Source organism: Paeniclostridium hominis, assembly GCF_014306135.1.
Lineage (GTDB): Bacteria > Bacillota > Clostridia > Peptostreptococcales > Peptostreptococcaceae > Paraclostridium > Paraclostridium hominis.
Genome location: NZ_JACRWD010000001.1, coordinates 783,776 through 805,722 on the forward strand (window position 1 = coordinate 783,776; position 21,947 = coordinate 805,722).

Annotated in this window: 18 protein-coding genes; 15 read left to right on the forward strand and 3 right to left on the reverse strand. The window is 27.0% G+C overall.

From position 1 onward, the window contains the following. Positions 1–91 precede the first annotated feature (91 nt). From H8891_RS03765 to H8891_RS03775, 3 genes are all read left to right on the forward strand, one after another. A complete protein-coding gene (locus H8891_RS03765) occupies positions 92–1,390 on the forward strand; it encodes an ABC transporter substrate-binding protein (protein WP_187005247.1) in 1,299 nt (432 codons plus the stop codon). A 67-nt stretch (positions 1,391–1,457) separates the two neighbouring features. Next, positions 1,458–2,399 (forward strand): carbohydrate ABC transporter permease, encoded by a 942-nt coding sequence (locus H8891_RS03770; RefSeq protein WP_207723546.1) that lies wholly within the window; start codon positions 1,458–1,460, stop codon positions 2,397–2,399. Between the two features lie 20 nt (positions 2,400–2,419). Continuing rightward, positions 2,420–3,244, forward strand: coding sequence for a carbohydrate ABC transporter permease (locus tag H8891_RS03775; RefSeq protein WP_243207755.1), 825 nt, complete (start codon positions 2,420–2,422; stop codon positions 3,242–3,244). A gap of 75 nt (positions 3,245–3,319) precedes the next feature. On the opposite strand, the gene H8891_RS03780 is transcribed toward H8891_RS03775, so the two are convergent. Continuing rightward, positions 3,320–3,868 (reverse strand): helix-turn-helix domain-containing protein, encoded by a 549-nt coding sequence (locus H8891_RS03780; RefSeq protein ID WP_187005248.1) that lies wholly within the window; start codon positions 3,866–3,868, stop codon positions 3,320–3,322. A 139-nt stretch (positions 3,869–4,007) separates the two neighbouring features. On the opposite strand from H8891_RS03780, the gene H8891_RS03785 reads away from it, so the two are divergent. The 4 genes from H8891_RS03785 to H8891_RS03800 all read left to right on the forward strand — a co-directional run bounded on the left by H8891_RS03785 (position 4,008) and on the right by H8891_RS03800 (position 10,695). Then, positions 4,008–5,261: a GntP family permease gene (locus H8891_RS03785; protein ID WP_187005249.1), complete on the forward strand. Its 1,254-nt coding sequence runs from the start codon at positions 4,008–4,010 to the stop codon at positions 5,259–5,261. Between the two features lie 251 nt (positions 5,262–5,512). Further along, positions 5,513–6,721, forward strand: a complete 1,209-nt coding sequence (locus H8891_RS03790; protein WP_187005250.1) for a CD0519/CD1768 family membrane protein — start codon at positions 5,513–5,515, stop codon at positions 6,719–6,721. A 190-nt stretch (positions 6,722–6,911) separates the two neighbouring features. Continuing rightward, positions 6,912–9,440, forward strand: a complete 2,529-nt coding sequence (locus H8891_RS03795) for an FAD-dependent oxidoreductase (protein ID WP_187005251.1) — start codon at positions 6,912–6,914, stop codon at positions 9,438–9,440. A 190-nt stretch (positions 9,441–9,630) separates the two neighbouring features. Then, positions 9,631–10,695, forward strand: coding sequence for a lysylphosphatidylglycerol synthase transmembrane domain-containing protein (locus tag H8891_RS03800; RefSeq protein WP_187005252.1), 1,065 nt, complete (start codon positions 9,631–9,633; stop codon positions 10,693–10,695). A gap of 25 nt (positions 10,696–10,720) precedes the next feature. Here H8891_RS03800 and H8891_RS03805 read toward each other — a convergent pair whose 3' ends face one another. Then, complete coding sequence (locus H8891_RS03805; RefSeq protein WP_147544845.1) at positions 10,721–11,059, reverse strand: phage holin family protein; 339 nt, start codon at positions 11,057–11,059, stop codon at positions 10,721–10,723. A gap of 274 nt (positions 11,060–11,333) precedes the next feature. On the opposite strand from H8891_RS03805, the gene H8891_RS03810 reads away from it, so the two are divergent. The 8 genes from H8891_RS03810 to H8891_RS03845 all read left to right on the forward strand — a co-directional run bounded on the left by H8891_RS03810 (position 11,334) and on the right by H8891_RS03845 (position 20,565). Further along, positions 11,334–13,364: a thioredoxin domain-containing protein gene (locus H8891_RS03810; RefSeq protein ID WP_187005253.1), complete on the forward strand. Its 2,031-nt coding sequence runs from the start codon at positions 11,334–11,336 to the stop codon at positions 13,362–13,364. A 757-nt stretch (positions 13,365–14,121) separates the two neighbouring features. Next, the gene (locus H8891_RS03815; protein ID WP_147544841.1) at positions 14,122–14,382 is read left to right on the forward strand and encodes a hypothetical protein; all 261 of its coding nucleotides are present in this window, start codon (positions 14,122–14,124) and stop codon (positions 14,380–14,382) included. Between the two features lie 292 nt (positions 14,383–14,674). Next, positions 14,675–15,340, forward strand: a complete 666-nt coding sequence (locus H8891_RS03820) for a DUF969 domain-containing protein (protein ID WP_187005254.1) — start codon at positions 14,675–14,677, stop codon at positions 15,338–15,340. Positions 15,341–15,353: 13 nt separating this feature from the next. Beyond that, positions 15,354–16,286 carry a 5-oxoproline transporter, DUF979 family subunit gene (locus tag H8891_RS03825; RefSeq protein WP_187005255.1) on the forward strand — a complete coding sequence of 311 codons (933 nt, stop codon included), beginning with the start codon at positions 15,354–15,356 and terminating at the stop codon, positions 16,284–16,286. A 76-nt stretch (positions 16,287–16,362) separates the two neighbouring features. Then, positions 16,363–17,004: a pyroglutamyl-peptidase I gene (pcp, locus tag H8891_RS03830; RefSeq protein WP_187005256.1), complete on the forward strand. Its 642-nt coding sequence runs from the start codon at positions 16,363–16,365 to the stop codon at positions 17,002–17,004. Then, complete coding sequence (locus H8891_RS03835) at positions 16,998–17,414, forward strand: gamma-glutamylcyclotransferase family protein (protein WP_187005257.1); 417 nt, start codon at positions 16,998–17,000, stop codon at positions 17,412–17,414. The genes pcp and H8891_RS03835 overlap by 7 nt, the downstream gene beginning before the upstream one ends. 129 nt (positions 17,415–17,543) lie before the next feature. After that, positions 17,544–18,395, forward strand: coding sequence for a L,D-transpeptidase family protein (locus tag H8891_RS03840; RefSeq protein WP_330604940.1), 852 nt, complete (start codon positions 17,544–17,546; stop codon positions 18,393–18,395). 61 nt (positions 18,396–18,456) lie between these two features. Next, positions 18,457–20,565, forward strand: coding sequence for a DNA topoisomerase III (locus H8891_RS03845; RefSeq protein ID WP_187005258.1), 2,109 nt, complete (start codon positions 18,457–18,459; stop codon positions 20,563–20,565). 88 nt (positions 20,566–20,653) lie between these two features. Here the strand turns inward: H8891_RS03845 and H8891_RS03850 are convergent, their stop codons facing one another. Continuing rightward, on the reverse strand, positions 20,654–21,934 hold the full coding sequence (locus tag H8891_RS03850) for an SH3 domain-containing protein (protein ID WP_187005259.1): 1,281 nt from the start codon (positions 21,932–21,934) through the stop codon (positions 20,654–20,656). Between the last annotated feature and the right edge of the window lie 13 nt (positions 21,935–21,947).

Consider the following 21,947-nt stretch of genomic DNA (forward strand, 5'->3'; position numbering starts at 1 on the left):
ATTAGTTTGTTATACTATATTATTAAGAAAATCGTAAAATATTCAAAAAAACGTTTTTAAGGACGTATTTTAACTATGGAAGGGGATTGTTATGTTTTTAAAAAGGGGAATCATAACAGGAGCAATTTTAACTTTAGTATTAGGGTTAACGGGATGCAGCTCATCTGGGGGAGATAGTGCAAATGGAAAGATCGAATTAAGGTATGCTATATGGGATAAAACTCATATGGAAGCAGTTGAAACATTAATAGATGAATATGAAGAAAAAAATCCAAATATAGACATCAAGGTAGAACAATATTCTTTTGCAGATTACTGGACTAAAATGGAAACAGCAGCAGCAGGAGGATCAGCACCAGATATATACTGGATGAATGCTGTAAACTTTAATAAATATGCAGATAATGGAATGCTAGTTAGCATGAAGGATTATATAAAAGATAAAAATGTCGATATGAGTCAATATCTAGAAAGTATAAGTAGTTTATATAATTATAAAGGTGAGCAATACGGCATGCCAACTTTCTGGGATAACAACATATTAATGATAAACACTAAACTTATGAAAGAGTATAATATACCTGAGCCAAAAGAAGGATGGAACTGGGATGAAATGATAGCATGGCTAAAAGATGCTAAAACTAAGTTACCAAAAGATATTTATCCATTTACTTCATATCCAACAGAAAGTACTCAATCAGGAGTATTTAACGAAGTTGCATCAGCTGGAGGTAAGGTAATAAGCGATGATAAAACAAAGGCGATGCTAACTACAACAGAAACTAAAGAAGGATTTAAAAAGTATTTTGACTTAGTTAAAAGTGATTTACACAGTCCAAGTGATGTAACTTTAGAAGTTGGAGCTGGAACATTATTTAAATCAGAAAAAGCATTAGTTTTACAAGCTGGTTCATATGGATTATTACCATATTCCGATAAAGAACAAGCAAAGGTTGCTGGAAACTTTAAATTATATGAAATACCAACTATAAAAGAAGGTAATAAATCTAAGACTGTAATACATGGTTTAGGAAACGTTATATCTTCAAACTCTAAACATCCAGAAGAAGCATTTGATTTTATAAATTATATATCAAGTGAAGAATCCATGAAAAAATATACTGAATTAGCATTAGTTCCACAAGCACATAAAAATGTCCAAGAATTGTTTGGAAAAGTTATGAAAGAAAAAACTGGTATAGATACTGCAGTTATGTCTAAAGTTGCTGAAAATGCTATGCCACTTCCTAATAGTTTTGAAACATCAAAATGGGATAAAGTGATAATGGATAATATGACTAAGTTTATGCAAGATGAAATATCTTTAGATAAAGCACTTGAAAATTCTCAAAATGAAATGCAGTCTGTATTAGATAAAGAGAAAAAATAGAAACTAAAAGAGGATGTCTGAAAGTAATTAGGCATCCTCTTGAAATACATAAATGGGGGGATTTAATTTGCAAACAGAAGTTTATAAAGAAAAGCCCGAAAGTAAAAAAGTAAAAAATAAGAAAAAAAGAGCTTTAAAACGTAATATGACTGGATATATGTTTATACTTCCACTACTTATAGGTGTTTTAGTATTTAACTTTATACCATTTATGCTTAACTTATTTTATAGCTTAACTGATTTAAATGCTTTTGGAGGTTGGAATTTTGTAGGAGGTGAAAACTTCTCAAGAATTTTTAAAGATCCATTGTTTTATAAAGCTGTAGGTAACACATTTTTATATGTTATTATAACAGTACCACCTATGGTAATAATATCTGTATGTATAGCAAACTTACTTAACAAAAACATAAAAGGAAAAGGAATATATAGAACTATATACTTTTTACCAGTTGTAACTATGGCATCAGCTTCTACATTAGTATTTCAATGGATGTTTAACTCAAGATTTGGATTAGTTAATCAATTCTTAGAAGGTATAGGACTTGAAGGTCAGTTATGGTTTACAGATCCAAACTTAGCTAGAGTTGTAATAATAGTATTTATAATATGGAGTGGACTTGGATATAAAATAATGATATTTTTAGGAGGACTTCAATCTATACCAGAATCTTACTATGAGGCAGCATCCATAGATGGAGCTTCATCATTTAAACAATTTACTCATATAACAATACCGCTTTTAACGCCTAGTATATTCTTTATTGTTATATGGTCATTAATTGGATCATTCCAATTATTTGATGTAGTGTTTATGCTCATAAAGCAAGGAAGTCCAGCTTATGAGTCTACAATAACTATGACAAGATATTTCTATGATTTAGGATTTACATTAGGAGATAAAGGATATGCATCTGCAGTAGCCGTAATATTATTCTTGATTATAATGACGGTAACGATAATCCAATTTAAATTACAAAATAAATGGGTTCATTATTCAGATGAATAAGACTTGGGAGGTAGAGTAATATGGAAATGAAAAAAAGTGCCAAGATACTAACACATGTAGGGCTTATACTTATGGCAGCATTTATAGCATTACCATTTATATGGATGATATTAACGTCTATAAAAACATTAGCAGAAGCAGAAGCTATTCCGCCTAAAATATTTCCAGAATCTATAAGAATAGAAAACTATACTCAAATATTTAAGGAATTCCCTTTTGCAAAGTATTATATAAATACTATAATAGTTACAGTTGCTTCTGTAGTATTTCAATTAATTATAATAACTCCAGCAGCATATGCATTTGCTAGACTTGATTTTAAATTTAAAGAGGCAATATTTTTAATTCTTATGGCAGCTATGATGGTTCCTGGTCAAATGTATTTAATACCACAATATCAAATTATACAAGATATGGGACTTTTAAATACATTAACAGCTATAGTTTTACCAGGAATTTTTAGTATATATTATACATTCTTATTACGCCAGCATTTTAAATCTATTCCAAGAGATATGGAAGAAGCTGCAATAATAGATGGAGCTTCACAGTTTACAATATTTTTTAAACTAATGGTACCAATAGTTAGACCAGCACTTGGAACAGTAGCTATACTTGGAGGTCTTGGGGCATGGAATAGTTTCTTATGGCCTTTAATAGTAAACTCTACACCTGAGAAATTAACATTAGCTGCAGGATTAAGAGTATTTGTAGGACAATATGGAACACATTATCCTAGAATGATGGCAGGAGCAGTACTTTCTATAATTCCTATGGTTATAATATTTAGTATATTCCAAAAGAAATTTATATCAAGTATTGCAGTATCTGCAGGTAAAGAATAATAAAAAAGGATTTATCGAAATAGATTATTTAAAAATCTATTTTGATACAATCCTTTTTATTTTTATAAAATAATTTTATTTAAAATTTATAGTAAAAATAATTTTAGCAGGTTTGTTAAATGGATTTTCCCATCTATGATTAGTTCCAGGTGGTATAGTTACACTATCTCCGACCTCTAGTATAAACTCATCTTTTTCTATATAAATTTTAATTTTTCCTTCTAAAACATAAGCTAATTCTATTGATTTATGAGACATAAGTTCATTTGAAATAGTAGAATTTTTTACTAAGTTTACTATTGCAAATTCTACTGAATTTGCAGATTCTGGAGATAAAATCTCAAATACGATATCATTATTTTTTGGGAAAATTACTTTTTTTCTATTATCTTTTCTTACTATAAGATCTTTATTATCAACTTCATCAATAAAAAATGTAAATAAAGGTACATCTAACGCTTTAGATATAGCTTTTATAGTGTTTAAAGATGGATTTGATAACCCTCTTTCTAATTGACTAAGTAGAGAAGGTGTTACATCTGCTAATTTTGCTAAATCTCTTATACTTAAATTCTTTTCTTTTCTTATATGGGAAATTTTTTGACCTACATCTATATTATCCATTTATAAATCCTTTCTTAACAGTTTAGTATATTTAGATTATATCAAAAAAATATGATTGACACAAAATGGTAATGTTGTTATATTATATTTAACAAAATTAAAATATATTTAACATAAATTGGAAATTGGGGGAATTAAAATGGACATTAGGGTAAGTACTTTTGGAGCTATTATTGGATTGTTTTTAGCAATAATATTAATTATTAGAAAAATTCAACCTGTATATAGCTTAATGTTAGGGGCACTTATAGGAGGAATAGTAGGAGGACTTGATTTAGTTCAAACTGTAGATTTAATGATGGATGGAGCAAAAGATATATCTCCTTCTATACTTAGAGTATTAACATCTGGGGTATTGGCAGGAGTTCTTATAAAAACAGGTGCTGTTGATAAGATATCTGAAGAAATAATAAGGATATTAGGTAAAAAGCATGCTATGTTAGCACTAGCTTTATCTGCTATGATTTTAGCTGGAGTAGGAGTAAATTTAGATGTAGCAATAATTACAGTATCACCAATAGCATTATCTATAGGAAAAAAATTAAATTATTCTAAATTGTCTATATTATTAGCTATGGTAGGTGGTGGAAAAGCAGGCAATATAATATCTCCTAATCCAAATACAATTGCTGTTTCAGAAAATTTTAATGTAGATTTAGCTAAATTAATGTTTGCAAATATAATTCCAGCTATTGTTGGTATTATCATAACTATAATATTATCAAATATGTTAATTAATAAAGGTGAAAATATAAAAGAAGAAGATTTGCAAAATCAAAGAGAAGATTTACCAAGCTTTTTTGCATCTATAATAGGGCCTTTAAGTGCTATATTTTTATTATCGCTTCAAACATTTACAAAAATAAATGTAGATCCACTAATAGCACTTCCTTTGGGAGGATTTATAGGGTTAGTTTTTATGAATAAGTTAAAATACTTTAATGAATATATGGGCTATGGATTAAGTAAGATGTCTGGAGTAGCGATACTTTTACTAGGGACTGGAACTTTAGCTGGAATAATAAAAAACTCTGAACTTCAACAAACAACTATACAAATTATGAATATGCTTAGTATGCCAGAGTTTTTACTAGCACCAATATCAGGAATACTTATGTCTTTATCAACAGCATCCTCAACAGCAGGGGCTACTATAGCATCAGCAACATTTGCAGATACTATAATGAAAGTAGGTATAACTCCTGTAGGTGGAGGAGCTATGATAAATGCAGGATCTAGTGTTTTTGAACAACTACCTCATGGATCACTATTTCATTCAAGTGCAGGCGGTATAAATATGAATATTAGAGAAAGGTTTAAATTAATACCTTATGAGATTATAGTAGGTTTTATAATGACAGTAATAAGTACAATTATATATGGATTAATTTAATAATATCAAAGGATATGTTGAAAATAATAATTTATATATTTTTAATATATCCTTTTCTAAATTTTAAAATTTCAGAAAATCATATAAATAATAAAAAATTCAAAAAAGTTGAAATAAATAGTAAAATATAGTACAATTAAAAAAAGATTATTAAAAATTTGTTTATATCTGTTTGTTAAATATAAAACAAATTTAAAATTTTATTTTAAAAATTATTTTATTATTTTTATATGATTTAAGGAGGGAATAAAATGGAGATTGGAAATAATAGGGAATTGGACATAATTAATGAAGAAATTTCTAGTAAAAAAAGAAAAGTCAAGGCTGTAAGTACAGAAACATTTGTATTCATAGCAGTATTGCTAATAGGATTTGGATTTGTTGGTAGTAAAATGGGGCTTGGTATAATGTTTAAATCTATTATGAATACAGCTCATGATTTATTATTAAACACAGTGTTTTTAATAATGGCATTAGCCGTACTTGCAGGAGCATTAAGTGCATTACTTTCTGAATTTGGAGTAACATCTTTATTAAACAAAGTATTTGCGATGTTTATGAAACCGCTATACAATATGCCAGGGGCAAGTATAGCAGGAGCAGTAACAACTTATTTATCAGATAATCCAGCTATAATAGCATTTGCAAATGATAAAAGTTTTACAAAGTATTTTAAAAAATATCAAATACCAGCACTATGTAATTTAGGTACATCTTTCGGTATGGGACTTATAGTTACAACATTTATGATGACTCAAGGTGCTGAGTATGTTGGTCCTGCAATAATAGGAAATGTTGCAGCAATTATAGGTAGTATAATAAGTGTAAGAATAATGCTTACATTTACTAAAAAGTATTATAATTATGATCCAAAGAGTGAAGTTAAGACATCTGGAAAAGTGGAGGCTATGGAATATAGAGAAATAAGAGAGGGTAGCTTATTTCAAAGAATATTAGACTCAATGCTAGAAGGTGGTAAAAATGGTGTTGACTTAGGTATGGCAATAATCCCAGGAGTTTTAGTTGTATGTACATTGGTTATGCTATTAACATTTGGGCCATCAGTAGATCCTAAAACAGGAGCAGAAGTTTATACAGGAGCAGCTTATGAGGGTATAGGTTTACTTCCAGCATTAGGTGATAAATTAATGTTTATATTAGGACCATTATTTGGATTTACTGATCCTCAGGCTATGGCATTTCCTATAACTTCTTTAGGTGCCGTTGGAGCTGCAATGTCTTTAGTTCCAAGATTTATAACTGAAGGTGTTATAACACCAAATGATATAGCTGTATTTACTGCTATGGGTATGTGTTGGAGTGGATACTTAAGTACACATGTAGGTATGATGGATGCATTAAATGCAAGAGAACTTACAAGTAAAGCTATAATATCACATACAATAGGTGGTTTATTTGCAGGTATATCAGCACACTTTATATATATGTTAATATTTTAAATAAATAACAAATTTAAATTATAATTAATAAAAAAATAGCTTGTATTATTTTTAATAATACAAGCTATTTTTTTATTTTTAAATATTTATAGAATATTTAAAATAGTTGTTTAAATACATTAGTAGAAGGTATATATCCAATATAAGTTAAATAATAAATAAACAAATAAGTAAATAATGGAGGGGTATTATGAAATTAAAATCACTTAAATTAAAAAATGATTTATACTGGGTAGGCTCACTAGACCATAACTTAAGAGTATTTGATATAATAATGTATACACCATATGGAACAACTTACAATTCATATGTTTTAAAAGCTGGGGATAAAACTATACTATTTGAAACTGTAAAAGCTAAACACTTTGATAATTATTTAGAAAGACTTAAAGATTTAAATATAGATTTAGAAAAAATAGATTATATAGTTGTAAGTCATACAGAACCAGATCATGCAGGTAGTGTAGAGAGAATACTAAAACTTTTTCCAAATGCTAAAGTTATAGCGTCACAAAATGCAGTTAACTATTTAAAAGAAATTGTTAATGGAGATTTTGATTATATATTAGTAGAAGATAATGATGAAATAAAAATAGAAAACAAAACTTTAAAATTTTATTCAGTTCCACTACTTCACTGGCCAGATACCATATACACATATATAAAAGAAGATAACACGTTAATTACTTGTGACTCATTTGGAAGTCATTACAGTTGTGATGGAGTAGTAAACACTAAAATAGAAAATAAAGAACATTATATGGATGCACTAAGATATTATTACGACTGTATAATGGGACCGTTTAAACCATATGTATTAAAAGCTATAGATAAAATAAGAGATTTAAAATTAGATATGATATGCCCAGGACATGGTCCAGTACTAATTGAAAATCCAAGAGAAATAGTTGATATATATGAAAAATGGAGTAGTAAAGAAATTATAGTTCCTAAAAAAGATATAACTATATGTTATGTAAGTGCTTATGGATATACTAAAGAAATAGCTGAAAACATAAAAAAAGGAATAGAAGAAAATAGTGATTACAACGTAAAAATGTATGATGTTATAAATCATACTATGGATGAAATATTAAATTCTATAACATATTCACAAGGTGTATTATTTGGAACACCTACAATAAATGGAGATGCACTAAAGCCTATATGGGATATACTAGTAAACTTAAATCCTATAGTACATGGAACTAAGGTAGCTACTGCTTTTGGATCATATGGGTGGAGTGGAGAAGGTATACCAAATGTTATGGAAAGATTAACTCAACTTCGTATGAAAACAATGGATCCTTTGGTTGTAAACTTTAAGCCAACTGAAAAAGATTTATATGAAGCTCAAAATTTAGGTAAAAGATTTGTAGAAAAAACTATAAGAGCCTATACTAGAAAAGAAGGAACTAAAAAATGGAAATGTGTAATATGTTCTGAAATATTTGATGGAGATGAAGCTCCAGATGTATGCCCAGTTTGTGGAGCTAAGCATGATCAATTTGTAGAAGTTATAGAAGAAAATGTTATATTTAGAAATGATACAAAAGAAAACTTTGTAATAGTTGGAAATGGTGCAGCAGGATTTTATGCAGCAGATGCTATAAGAAAAAGAAACAAAACTTGTAAAATAACTATGCTAACTAATGAAAATGAATTAACTTATTATAGACCAGCGCTTTCTGATTTTATAAATGAAGATATTAAAAAAGAAGATTTTTATATTGTAGATGAAGGTTGGTATAAGGAAAATAATATAGATGTAGTACTTGAAGTTAATGTAGATAAAGTAAATGAAAAAGCTAAAGAAATTAAATTAGACAATGATAATATAATAAAATATGATAAGTTAATATTAGCTAACGGAAGCTCAAATTTCATTCCACCTATAAAAGGATATGATTTAGATGGAGTATATACTTTAAGAAATAAAAAAGATTTAGATAATATAAAAAATAATTTACAAAAATCCAATAAAGTAGTAGTAATAGGTGGTGGATTATTAGGACTTGAAGCAGCTTATGAAATAAAACTAGCCAATAAAGATGTAACAGTTGTAGAAGCTATGCCAAATTTATTATCTAGACAATTAGATAAAGAAGGAAGTATAAAATTAGAAAATATATTAAAAAATAAAGGATTAAACTTATTAGTTGATAAATGTGTAGAATCTATAAAAGGAGAAAATAAAGTAACAAATGTTGTATTTAAGGATGGAAGTTTACTAGAAGCTGATATGGTTATATTCTCTATAGGGGTTAGATCTAATATACAAATAGTTAAAGATACAGATATAAAAACTAATAGAGGTATATTAGTAGATAAATATATGAATACATCATCAAAGGATATATATGCATGTGGAGATGTAGCTGAAATAGATTCTATAGTTTGGGCTATATGGCCAGCAGCTATAGATATGGGTAAAATAGCTGGAGCTAATGCATGTGGTGATAAATTAGAGTTTAAAATAGATAATTATCCAGTAGGACTTGATGTATTTGAAACTAAAATATTTAGTATAGGAAATATAAAAGATAATGATGGATGTATAAGTTTAAATAATAAGGAAAATTATAAGAAGTTATTTTTCGAAGATGATTTATTAGTAGGAGCTATATTTATAAATGATTTAAGTAAAAATGTTAAAGTAATGAATTTAATGTCTGAAAATGCTACAATGAATGAAGTATTAAAATCTAATATATTATAATTAAGATTTATATAAAACCTATCTTAAATATGGTTATAACTATATTTAAGATAGGTTTTTGTTTATTATTACAAAAAAGTAATAAATATGTAATACTATATAAACTAAATATATTGTATAATAGTGTTGTTAAGTAAAAAAGTAAATGAGTAGAATAAATAATTGGCACTTAAAAGGATGGAGGTTGCCTATGAAGAAAAAAAAGACGTTAAATAAAAATATACTACAATATGGGCTTTTATTGTTTATACTAGGGATAACAAGTTATTTAGTTTATAAAACTTTAGATATAAATATGCTTGGTGAAGTTGTAAAAATGGTAGATAAAAAGTTTATATTTCTTGGAATGTGTGCAGTAATTGTTCATATGCTTTTAGAAGGTGTAGTTTTAAAAATTGTAATAGATAGTATACACAAAGTAAATACAAAGTTTATAGGATTTAAGTTAGCTACTATGGGATTTTATTATAACTTAATAACTCCATTTGCATCAGGAAGTCAACCTATGCAAATATATGTATTAAATAAATGTAAAATGCCTGTTAGTAAAGCAACAGCAGTTATAATGAATAAATCTATAATATATCAAGTTGTGGTTACTATTTACTGTTCAGTTTTAGTTATACTTAATACAACTATACTAAAAGGAATGAAACCTGTTATGCCTTTAATATTACTTGGTATAGCTGTTAATTCATTTGGGTTAATAATGTCAATGCTAGTTGTATATAATCCACAAAAAGTAAAAAGTGTAACAAAGTATATTATAAAAGCATTAGCAAGATTTAAGATATTTAAGTTTTTAGAAAATAAAATATATAAGATAGAAAAATTTGCAGATGAATATAGTTATTCTGTAAATTTATTTATAAAAAATAAAAAAGCATTAATATTAACTTTAGTGATAACTACAGTTCAGTTAAGTGTTTACTTTAGTATTTCATTTTGGATATATAAAGCATTTAACTTAACAGGATACACATATATATACATGGTGACATTACAAGCATTTTTATATATGGCTATATCACCAGCGCCAACACCAGGAAATGTTGGAGCAAGTGAATTGGCATTTTTCACTATATTTAAAAGTGTATTTCCTCAACCTCTTATGGGGTATGCAGTATTTTTATACGGAGGATTTGTATATTATGCGGTATTAATAGGTAGTGGTATATTTACTATGTTTACTCACCATACTATGAAGAAGAAAATTAAAAAAGTTAAAATTGAAAATAAAGAATATGCAATGTAAAAAGAAGAGGATTACCTCTTCTTTTTTAATCTAATATTTTATATATAATAGTATTTACTATAGATAGTAATATTGAAGCTCCTATAGCATTGACAAATCCATATAAGTAAACTCCAGGAACTAGTCCAAAAGCTAATTTTAATACAATAGCGTTTATAATTAATAAAAATAAACCTAGAGTTAAAAACGTTATAGGAAGTGATAAAAACTCAAGTATTGGTTTAACTGTTAAGTTTAAAGCACCAAATATAATAGTTAAAATGATTAAAGCACCAAATGAACCTATATACATGCTATTCATTAATAAAGATACTAAATATAAAGAGATAGCATTAACTATTATAAATAAAGATACTCTTTTCATAAATGAAACTCCTTTCAATAAAGCAAAAAATAAAATAATTGCTTTATTATTTTGTACATAATTATACAAGTTATTTCTAAATAAATGTATATAATAGTATATTCCCATAAAAAGTAAATTTACACAGATAAATTTTAAAGTTACAAATTTGATATAAATTTAAATTAAATATATTATCATTTCTAATTTGTATAATATCAATATTTTATAAACATAATAACAGTAAAATGTGCTTAAGGAGATAAAAAACGAATTTATAAAGTAGGTGATTTGTATGTCGATCAATAAAAAACCTAATGAATTAATAAATGAAAAAAGCCCATATTTATTACAGCATGCTTATAATCCTGTAAATTGGTATAGTTGGAGTGATAAAGCATTTGAAATAGCTAGAGCTGAAGATAAACCTATATTTCTTTCAATAGGATACTCCACATGTCATTGGTGTCATGTAATGGAACATGAATCTTTTGAAGATGAAGAGGTAGCTAATATATTAAATAAAAATTATATATGTATAAAAGTAGATAGAGAAGAAAGACCTGATGTAGATAGTGTATATATGACTTTTTGCCAAGCTATGACAGGCAGTGGAGGATGGCCACTTACTGTAATAATGACTCCAGATAAAAAACCTTTCTTTTGCGGGACTTATTTTCCAAAGTATCAAAAATACAATAGAATAGGTTTAATAGATTTATTAGAACAAATAGATTTTAAATGGAAAAATGAAAAAGAAACTTTGCTTAAATCAAGTGAAAATATATTAAATGTTTTAAAAGCAGATTTTGAGATAAATAAAAGTGAAGATGAATTAGATAAAGATATAATAGAAAAAGCAATTGAAGTTTTTAAATTATCTTTTGATAATAAGTATGGTGGTTTTGGAAGAGCACCAAAATTTCCATCTCCTCAAAATCTTATGTTTTTAATGAAATATTATAATTTAGAAGATGATGAACAATCTCTTGATATAGTAGAAACTACATTAAAAGGAATGTATAAAGGTGGTTTATTTGACCACATTGGTTATGGCTTTTCTAGATATTCAACCGATAATAAGTGGTTAGTTCCTCACTTTGAAAAAATGCTTTATGATAATTCTATGCTTATTATAGTATATCTAGAAGCTTACAAAATAACTAAAAATGATTTATATAAAAATATAGCTATTAAAACTATAGATTATGTATTAAGAGAGTTAACTGATGAACTGGGTGGATTTTACTGTGCACAAGATGCAGATAGCGAAAGAGAAGAAGGTAAGTTTTATGTATTTAACCAAATAGAAATAATTAAAATACTAGGAGAAGAAGATGGAAAGTATTTTAATGAATATTATAATATAACTAAAAATGGAAACTTTGAAGGTAAAAGTATACCAAATCTCATAAATAACAAAGATTACCATAAGGAAAATGAAAAAATAAATAATTTAAGAAAAAAAGTATTTGATTATCGACTAAAAAGAACTAGTCTTCATAAAGATGATAAGATATTAACTTCTTGGAATGGACTTATGATAGTGGCTTTAGCTAATGCATATGAAGTTTTAAGAGATGATAAATATTTAGATTATTCAAATAAAGCTTTAAATTTTATTAAAAATAATCTTATTAATGATGAAGGTAGATTATTGGCTAGATATAGAGATAAACATGCAGATCACTTAGCTTATTTAGAAGATTATACATTTTTAACATGGGCATATATAAGCATGTATGAAGCTACTTTTGATGAAAAATACTTAGAAGAAGCTGTTTATTTAAATAATCAAACTATAGAACTTTTCTGGGACAATGAAAATCATGGATTTTTTATATATGGAAAAGATGGAGAAAATTTAATAGCAAGACCTAAAGATTTATATGATGGAGCTAAACCTTCAGGAAATTCAGTAGCTACTTATAATTTAATTAAATTAGCTAGAATGACTAAAGATGAGAAACTAGAAGATATTGCTTATAAACAAATAAATATTTATGGTAGTAGTGTTATAGATTCACCAACAGGATATAGTTTTTTTATGTTAGCACTTATGTATGAATTATATCACTCAAAAGAATTAATTTGTGTAATTAAAGAAGATGAAGATTTAAAAGATTTACAAAATATATTAACTAATAATTATTTACCTAATCTTAATGTAGTTGTAAAAAAAGAAGGTAATTTAAGTAGTGTAAGTAAGTACTTAAAGGATTATAAAAGTATAAATGATTTAACTACTTATTATTTATGTGAAGGTAATAGTTGTAATAAACCATTTAATGATATTAATACTTTAAAAGAATATTTAGATGTATAAAATAAGAAAGGATAAATAGTTATATTATAACTTTTATCCTTTTTATATTTTAAATTTACAACTAGCTTATATCTACCAAGGTTTAGCCCAAGGAGCTTCATAATATTCTTCTTTCCACAACAAATCAGTAGAAACTCTAAAAATATCACTAGATATAGCTGATTTATAGTATATATTGATAACGCTTATTTTATCACATAATTCTTTATTAATAACGATTTTAAAATCATCAGACTCAAATACTATATCATTTTCTGTAGGCTCATCCAGAGCTATACTAAATATAGGTCCGTATCAAGCACTTAGTTCTCTTATATAAACTCTTAGATATTTGTTATTTATATTATATTCTTTAAACATATTGTTAAGTTCTTCCTTAGCAGGGTTACTAATATTTATAATCATAAAAACACATCCTTTACTATGTAATATACATAATATACCCAAATTTATACTTAATAAATGACAATATTTTAAAGAAACAATTAATTAATTATTGATATAATATATAAATAGGGATAAATAAGGGTTAAGAAAATATGACAAGCTTATATTTTTCATAAGGGATAAAGTCTAAAATTAAAAAGATCATGTACTATAATTGAGAATTGATAAACTTTATACTTATTTAAATTACTTGTAATACTGTATAATAAACAGTTATAATATTAAATATAGTACTCATATAATTAAAATGAGGTATAAAGTTAACATAAATAAAGAAAGTTATAAACTTAATCATAAATAGAAGGGATATATGGCTATGTTTTTTTTCGATTTTTTTAAAGGTAACAAAAAGAAAATAAAAGCTCAAATAAGCGAATTAAAAATTGAAAGAGAATGCTTAGAGAAAGAATTTAGCAAACACCATAGCAAGTATGAAGAGTTATGGAGAAAGTATCATAGTAATGAGATGAACTATACTTCGGCTATGAAGGTAGATAACAAATGCTATGAGTTAAAAGCAAGAATAAAAGAAATTGACAAAAAAATAAAAGAACTAGAAGAAGAATTATAAAATTAAAGGCTTATAAGTTTTTGTATAATATAAAAAATTTATAAGCCTTTTTTATATTTAGATTTTAATTGTAAAAATTAAAATGAATAATTAAAAATATATTATTCATAAATAAAATAATATTTTAAAATTGGGAAAATGATACTAATATTAGAAAACTAACATTCATAAAAAATAATAAAAATTATCTAAAAATTTTAAAAAATGTCGAAAAAGAATTGACATATGCAAAAAATGTAAATATAATTTAATTCAACAATAAATATCTAAGACAAAAGAAAGGAAATAGAAGATGATAAAATTAATCGGTATTTTAGTTGTTATATTAGGGTTTGTATTAAAAATAGAAACTTTATTTACAGTTTTAGTAGCTGGTATAGCAACAGGATTAGTAGCAGGAATGGATATAGTTGAAATTCTTAACACATTGGGGCAATCGTTTGTAGACAACAGAGCGGTATCATTATTTATTATGACTTTACCAGTAATAGGAATACTTGAAAGATATGGATTAAAACAAAGAGCAGTTTACTTAATACAAAAACTTGGTAAATTAACAACAGGTGGGGTATTTTCTATATATATGATAATTAGACAAATAGCAGGTGCTCTTTCTATAAGAATAAGTGGACATCCTCAATTTGTTAGACCTTTAGTTGAGCCAATGGCACAGGCTGCGGCTAAGAGTAAGTATAAAAAAGTTGATGTGAAAGATGAAGAAGCTATAAAAGCTTTATCAGCTGCTAGCGAAAATTATGGTAACTTCTATGGACAAAATTTATTCTCTGGAAGTTCAGGAGTATTATTAATAGCATCTACATTAACTGGTTTTGGTTATACTGTAAGCGAGCTAGATATAGCTAAAGCAAGTATAATAATGGCTGTTATAGCATTTTTAGTATCAGCTATACAAAATTACTTATTCGATAAAAAACTAAGCAAAAAATATAGCAAATAGGAGGAAGACATAAGTGCAAAACTTTATAAATATAGGACTAGAATCGTTTTATGTTTTAATGGGTGTATTAATGTTAGTTATAGCATTTAAATCATTGAAAACGATTGGAGATAATAAAAAATATGGAACATTTGCATTCTGGACATTATTGAGTATACCTTTTATGTTTGGAAAGATTTTACCATCAGCATTAGTTGGAGGTATATTAGTATTATTAAGTTTATTAACTTTGACTAAGCAAGTTGTATTTGCAAAATATGAAGTTGCAAGTGAAGAATTTAGTCAAGCTCAATCAGAAAAAATAAAGAGTAAGATATTTTTACCATCATTAATATTAGCATTTGCTGCAGTTGCAGTTGCAATGTCACTTTCAGCATATGGAAGTTCATCTCAATTTGCAATAGGAGCAGGAGCAGTAGTTGCACTTGTAAGTGCATTTATAATAACTAAAGCAAAGCCAAAAGAAGCAGCTGAAGATGGAGCAAGATTACTTCAACAAATGGGACCTACAAGTATGTTACCTCAATTACTTGTTGCACTAGGAGTATTATTTACTAATGCAGGAGTTGGAGATGTAATATCAAATATGATATCAGGAGTAGTACCAGCAGACAGTAGATTCTTTGGAGTTGTTGCATACGTTTTAGGTATGGCAGTATTTACAATGATAATGGGTAATGCATTTGCAGCATTCTCTGTTATAACAGCAGGGATAGGAATACCTTTTGTATTAGCACAAGGAGCAAATCCTGCAATAGTAGGAGCATTAGCACTTACAGCAGGATATTGTGGAACATTACTTACACCAATGGCTGCAAACTTTAATATAGTACCAGCTGCACTTTTAGAATCTAAAGATCAATATAGTGTAATAAAATATCAAGCACCAGTTGCTATAGTATTATTAGCTTTACACATATTCGTAATGTATACATTTGCATTTTAATTAGCTAACTAGGAGTGGGTTATAAATAATTAATCTACAAATTTATATAAAGTATAGAGTTAAAGGAGGATATAATATGAAAGTTTTAATAACAGGATTTGATCCATTTGGAGGAGAGCAAATAAATCCAGCTGAAGAAGCTGTAAAAAGAGTTAGAGATAATATAAATGGAGCTGAGGTTATAAAATTAACTATACCTACAGTTAGAACAAAATCAGTAGAAGCTATAGAAAAAGCAATAGAAAAACATAATCCAGATATAGTTATATCCGTAGGTCAAGCAGGAGGAAGATTTGATATCACTCCAGAAAGAGTAGCTATAAACTTAGATGATTTTAGAATAAAAGATAATGAAGGAAATCAAGTAGTTGATGAAATAATTAAAGAAGATGGACAAGCTGCATATTTCTCAAATTTACCAATAAAAGGTATGGTTAAACATATGAATGAAAATGGAATACCAGCATCAGTTTCAAATACGGCAGGAACTTTCGTTTGTAACCATGTAATGTATGGTATATTATACATGATAGACAAGAAATATCCTAATATAAAAGGTGGATTTATACACATACCTTATATGACTGCACAAGTTGTAGATAAGAAAAATACTCCATATATGAGTTTAGGTGAAATAGTTAAAGGCTTAGAGCTTGCTATAGAAGCTTGTACTATATACAATGAAGATATAAAAGCTATAGGTGGAGAAATATGTTAATTAAAAAGATATTTGTATATGGTAGTTTAAGAAGTGACATGTTTAATTATAAAATACATTTAGATGGCAAAGTTTCTAGTTCTAAAAAAGGTTATATAAAAGGAGAGTTATCACACATAGAAAATAAAGGATATCCAGCAGTTGTAAAAGGTGATAATAAAATATTAGGGGAATTAATGGAGCTTTATGATTTTGAAGCTACTTTAGCTGAACTTGATGAAATGGAAAATTATATACCAAATAAAGATAACAACGAGTATAATAGATGCGAAGTTGAAGTTACACTTTTAGATGGAAGTGTAGAAAAAGCTTACTACTATGAATATAATAAAAACTCTGAAGTTAATAAAAATGATTTGTTATTACCTATTAAAGAAGGGGATTGGAAGGAATTTATTATAAATAAATAGATATATACAGGCTATATTAAAAAAGTAATTAACTACTATTTTAATATAGCTTTTTTAATATAATAAAATTAACACATATACATAAAATTACATAAATTAGTATAAAAAGATGAAAAGGAAGGGTTTATTTTGGAAATATATAAAAGATTGGTTCAAATAGATATGTTACCATTGTATAAATATACGCTTAAAAATACTAATTTAAGAAAAAATAAATCAACTAGTTCTGAAGTTTTAGAAGTTATACCGAAAAATTCTAAGGTAGAAGTTATTGAAGCTGATGATGAGTGGAGTAAAATTAGTTATAATTCTAAACTGGGATATGCACACAATGATTTATTATCAATTAGCAAGCATCCATGGAGCAATTTAAATCTTAGAGAAAAAGCTAATATTAATTCGAAAATTTTAACTACAATACCTAAAAAATCCAGAGTAGAAATTATTGAAAATTTAGGAGATTGGAGCAAAGTTATATACAATGATAAAACAGGATATGTTTTTAATTATTTTTTATCAGATGATGGTAATGATCCTAATATGTTAGATTATACTAATTTTTATAAAAATATGACTGATTTTGTTAATGAAAATAAAATTAAGAGTCCTACAGATTATTTGTTAGTAACTGATGTGAAAAATAAATACACTTATGTTTTTAAAAAAGATGATGGCAATTGGGTTAATTTATATAAATGGGAAAGTACTGTAGGAAAACCAAGTACACCTACTATAACAGGAGTATTTTTTGTAAATGGAAGAAAACCATACTTTGGAACTGATGAGTACAGGGTCAAATATGCAACTAGAATAAAAGATGGGTATTATTATCATTCTATACTTTATGATTCAACAGGAAGTTATATAATAGATGGAAGACTTGGAGAAGCTTTAAGCCATGGATGTATAAGATTAGATGTTAATAATGCTAAGTGGATATATGAAAATATTCCAGATACTACAACAATAGTTATACACTAAACATATGATATAAAATTATGGTATTATATACTAAAGCACTTATGAAAGGAAATAAAAAATAATGGGAAAAACACTAGTACTAGCTGAAAAACCTTCTGTAGGAAGAGATTTAGCTAGAGTATTAAATTGTAAACAAGAGAAAAATGGATATATAGAAGGAAGTAATTATATAGTAACTTGGGCACTTGGACATTTAGTGACTCTTGCTGAGACTGAAAGTTATTCAAATAAATATAAAAATTGGGATATAAATGATTTACCTATACTTCCTAAGTATTTAAAAACTATAGTTATTAAAAAAACATCAAAACAATTTAACACAGTAAAAGCACAGTTAAACAGAAATGATGTTGATAGTATTGTTATAGCCACAGATGCAGGTAGAGAAGGTGAACTTGTAGCAAGATGGATAATAGAAAAATCGCAAGTTAAAAAGCCTATAAAGCGTTTATGGATATCATCTAGTACAGATAAAGCTATAAAAGAAGGATTTAAAAACTTAAAAGATGGTAAGTCATATGAAAACTTATATAAATCAGCTGTGGCAAGAGCAGAGGCTGATTGGTTAGTAGGTATAAATGCAACTCGTGCACTTACTACAAAATATAATGCTCAGCTTTCTTGTGGAAGAGTTCAAACTCCTGCTGTAAATATGATTTATAAAAGAGAAGAAGAAATTCAAAAGTTTAAACCAAAGGAATACTATGGAATAAGCTTACAAGCTCCTATGTTTAAATTAGCTTGGGTAGATAGTAAAAATAATAGTCAAAATAGTTTTAATAAAGAAAAGATAGAAAACATATTAAAAAAGATAGAAAATAAAAATGCTAAAATAGTAGAAGTTAATAAATCATACAAGAAAAAATATTCACCAGGACTATATGATTTAACAGAGCTTCAAAGAGATGCTAACAAAATATTTAATTTCTCAGCTAAGGAAACTTTATCTATAATGCAAAAACTATATGAACATCATAAGGTACTTACTTATCCTAGAACAGATTCTAAGTACATAAGTACGGATATAGTTGATACTTTAAAAGATAGAGTTAAAGCCGTTAGTGTAGGTGATTATACAAGAGTTTGTACTAAGATATTAAAAAATAAAATAAATACAAATAAGTCATTTGTTGATAACTCTAAAGTTACAGACCACCATGCTATAATACCTACTGAAGAAAGAGTATTTTTAAGTGATTTAAGTGATAAAGAAATAAAAATATATGATTTAGTTGTAAAAAGATTTTTAAGTGTTTTAAGTGAACCTTTTGAATATGAGCAAACTTCTATTAAAGCAGTTATAGAAGATGAGACTTTTGTAGCTAAGGGCAAAAAGGTTATAAAGCTTGGATGGAAAGAAAATTACACTAATGTTGATGAAGATGATGATAATCAAAATCTTCCAAGTTTAAATAAAGGTGATATTATAAAAATAACTAAATCTAGTATGACAAGTGGTAAAACCCAACCTCCAAAACCGTTAAATGAAGCTAGTTTACTAGCTCAAATGGAAAAAGAAGGACTTGGTACTGTTGCAACTCGTGCAGATATAATAGAAAAGATATTTAATTCTTTCTTAGTTGAAAAAAGAGGAAAAGATATATTTATAACTTCTAAAGGTAAGCAATTATTAGATTTAGTTCCTAGTGAGTTAAAATCAGCGGAACTTACAGCTTCATGGGAGAAAAAGCTTAACGATATATCTAGTGGAAAGCTTAAAAAAGACGTTTTTGTTAATGAGATGAAAAATTATACAAAAGATATTGTAAAAGATATTAAAAATAGTGATGCAACTTTTAGACATGATAATTTAACTAGAAATAAGTGTCCTGAGTGTGGCAAATATATGCTTGAAGTTAATGGTAAAAGAGGAAAGATGTTAGTCTGTCAAGATAGAGATTGTAACACTAGAAAAACAGTTTCAATGACTACTAATGCTAGATGTCCTGTTTGTCATAAGAGGTTAGAACTTCGTGGTGAAGGTGAAGCTAAGACTTTTGTTTGTAGTTGTGGTCATCGTGAGAAGTTAAGCAGTTTTAATAAAAGAAAAAAAGAAGAAAGTAATAAAGCTTCTAGAAAAGATATTAATAAGTATTTAAAAAATCAGAATAAAAAAGAAGAGAGTTTTAATAATCCTTTTGCTGAGGCTTTATCTAAATTGAAAAAGTAAGCTATATAAAAAGCGAGATACTGATATATGCCCATTAATAATATAAGTAAGGCATATATCAAAATCTCGCTTTTTATATAAATTTCAACTATTTAAAAATAGGATCATTAATATCTAAATTTAGAGCTTCTAAGTCAGGTAAAGTTACATACTTTCCAGAAACCCAACCAGTATATCCATCTTTAAATTGAATTTTAAGCCAATCATTAGAAGTGACAGATGCAATGACAGCTAAAATATCTCCTTTTTTTACTTGAGAAATAACAGAGTAATTAGTACCAGGTCCACTTCTTACATTAAGTTTAGAGACAGTTACTTGTGCTGGACCATCTGCAACCACTACATCTTTGGAAGTAATATTTACTGTATCATTAGTAGCAATAGTTACATACTTTCCAGAAACCCAACCAGTAGAACTATTTTTAACTTGGACTTTAAGCCATCCATTATCTATATCTTTAGCAATTACATTTAAGCTATCGTCCATTTTTACTTGAGAAATAACAGGGTAACTAGTACCAGGACCGGTTCTTACATTAAGTTTAATAGCATTTACTGATACTGGCCCACTAGCAGTTTCTATACTCGATTTATTATATAAATTATTTTTATCAGCTATATTGTTACTGTTTGTAGTGTTTACATACTTTCCAGAAACCCAACCAGTAGAACTATTTTTAAATTGAATCTTAAGCCAACCAGTAGAAGTATCTTTTGCAATTATATTTAAAATATCTCCTTTTTTAACTTGAGAAATAACAGAGTAATTAGTGCTAGGACCAGTTCTAACATTAAGCTCAGATACAGTAACTATACCAGAATTTTTATCAATTACTACATTATCTTTATTATTAGTATTATTTTCATTTTTTGAATTTAAAACTTGCACAAAGTTTTCGTTTAGATAAGCTATTTGTCCGTTATAGTTAACTTTGTACCAAGATCCAACTTTTCCTGTAGTTTTTAGTATTTGTCCATTTGTAGCCTTTCCTATTATTTTATAATTTGTTGAAGGTCCACTTCTAATATTTAAATTACTGCCTTTATCTACAGTCACTTTTAGATTTAAGTTAAAATTATCATCTTGTGTTTTATATTCTTTTATGAATTTTTTATAAGAGTACCCTTCTTTACCATTATATTCTACCTTATACCAATAACCATCAAAATCTAAAATATTTACATCGGCACCTTTAGGTATTATAGTTAGTACTTTACTATTAGTGTTTTTATTTTGTCTCATATTTAAATCTGTTGTTGTTGTTGCTTTTTCTGCTGCATAAGCTCCTATAGTGGAAACTCCAATAAATGAAAAAACTAATATAGTTTTTAAAATACTTTTTTTGAAAATATTAAATTGTTTATTCATTCAAAATCTACCA

What these genes read in the sequence shown, in the direction of transcription:
- H8891_RS03765 (WP_187005247.1), top strand. Translation starts at nt 92, where the DNA reads ATGTTTTTAAAAAGGGGAATCATAACAGGAGCAATTTTAACTTTAGTA.
- H8891_RS03775 (WP_243207755.1), top strand. Translation starts at nt 2,420, where the DNA reads ATGGAAATGAAAAAAAGTGCCAAGATACTAACACATGTAGGGCTTATA.
- H8891_RS03780 (WP_187005248.1), bottom strand. Translation starts at nt 3,868, where the DNA reads ATGGATAATATAGATGTAGGTCAAAAAATTTCCCATATAAGAAAAGAA.
- H8891_RS03785 (WP_187005249.1), top strand. Translation starts at nt 4,008, where the DNA reads ATGGACATTAGGGTAAGTACTTTTGGAGCTATTATTGGATTGTTTTTA.
- H8891_RS03790 (WP_187005250.1), top strand. Translation starts at nt 5,513, where the DNA reads ATGGAGATTGGAAATAATAGGGAATTGGACATAATTAATGAAGAAATT.
- H8891_RS03795 (WP_187005251.1), top strand. Translation starts at nt 6,912, where the DNA reads ATGAAATTAAAATCACTTAAATTAAAAAATGATTTATACTGGGTAGGC.
- H8891_RS03800 (WP_187005252.1), top strand. Translation starts at nt 9,631, where the DNA reads ATGAAGAAAAAAAAGACGTTAAATAAAAATATACTACAATATGGGCTT.
- H8891_RS03805 (WP_147544845.1), bottom strand. Translation starts at nt 11,059, where the DNA reads ATGAAAAGAGTATCTTTATTTATAATAGTTAATGCTATCTCTTTATAT.
- H8891_RS03810 (WP_187005253.1), top strand. Translation starts at nt 11,334, where the DNA reads ATGTCGATCAATAAAAAACCTAATGAATTAATAAATGAAAAAAGCCCA.
- H8891_RS03815 (WP_147544841.1), top strand. Translation starts at nt 14,122, where the DNA reads ATGGCTATGTTTTTTTTCGATTTTTTTAAAGGTAACAAAAAGAAAATA.
- H8891_RS03820 (WP_187005254.1), top strand. Translation starts at nt 14,675, where the DNA reads ATGATAAAATTAATCGGTATTTTAGTTGTTATATTAGGGTTTGTATTA.
- pcp (WP_187005256.1), top strand. Translation starts at nt 16,363, where the DNA reads ATGAAAGTTTTAATAACAGGATTTGATCCATTTGGAGGAGAGCAAATA.
- H8891_RS03835 (WP_187005257.1), top strand. Translation starts at nt 16,998, where the DNA reads ATGTTAATTAAAAAGATATTTGTATATGGTAGTTTAAGAAGTGACATG.
- H8891_RS03845 (WP_187005258.1), top strand. Translation starts at nt 18,457, where the DNA reads ATGGGAAAAACACTAGTACTAGCTGAAAAACCTTCTGTAGGAAGAGAT.
- H8891_RS03850 (WP_187005259.1), bottom strand. Translation starts at nt 21,934, where the DNA reads ATGAATAAACAATTTAATATTTTCAAAAAAAGTATTTTAAAAACTATA.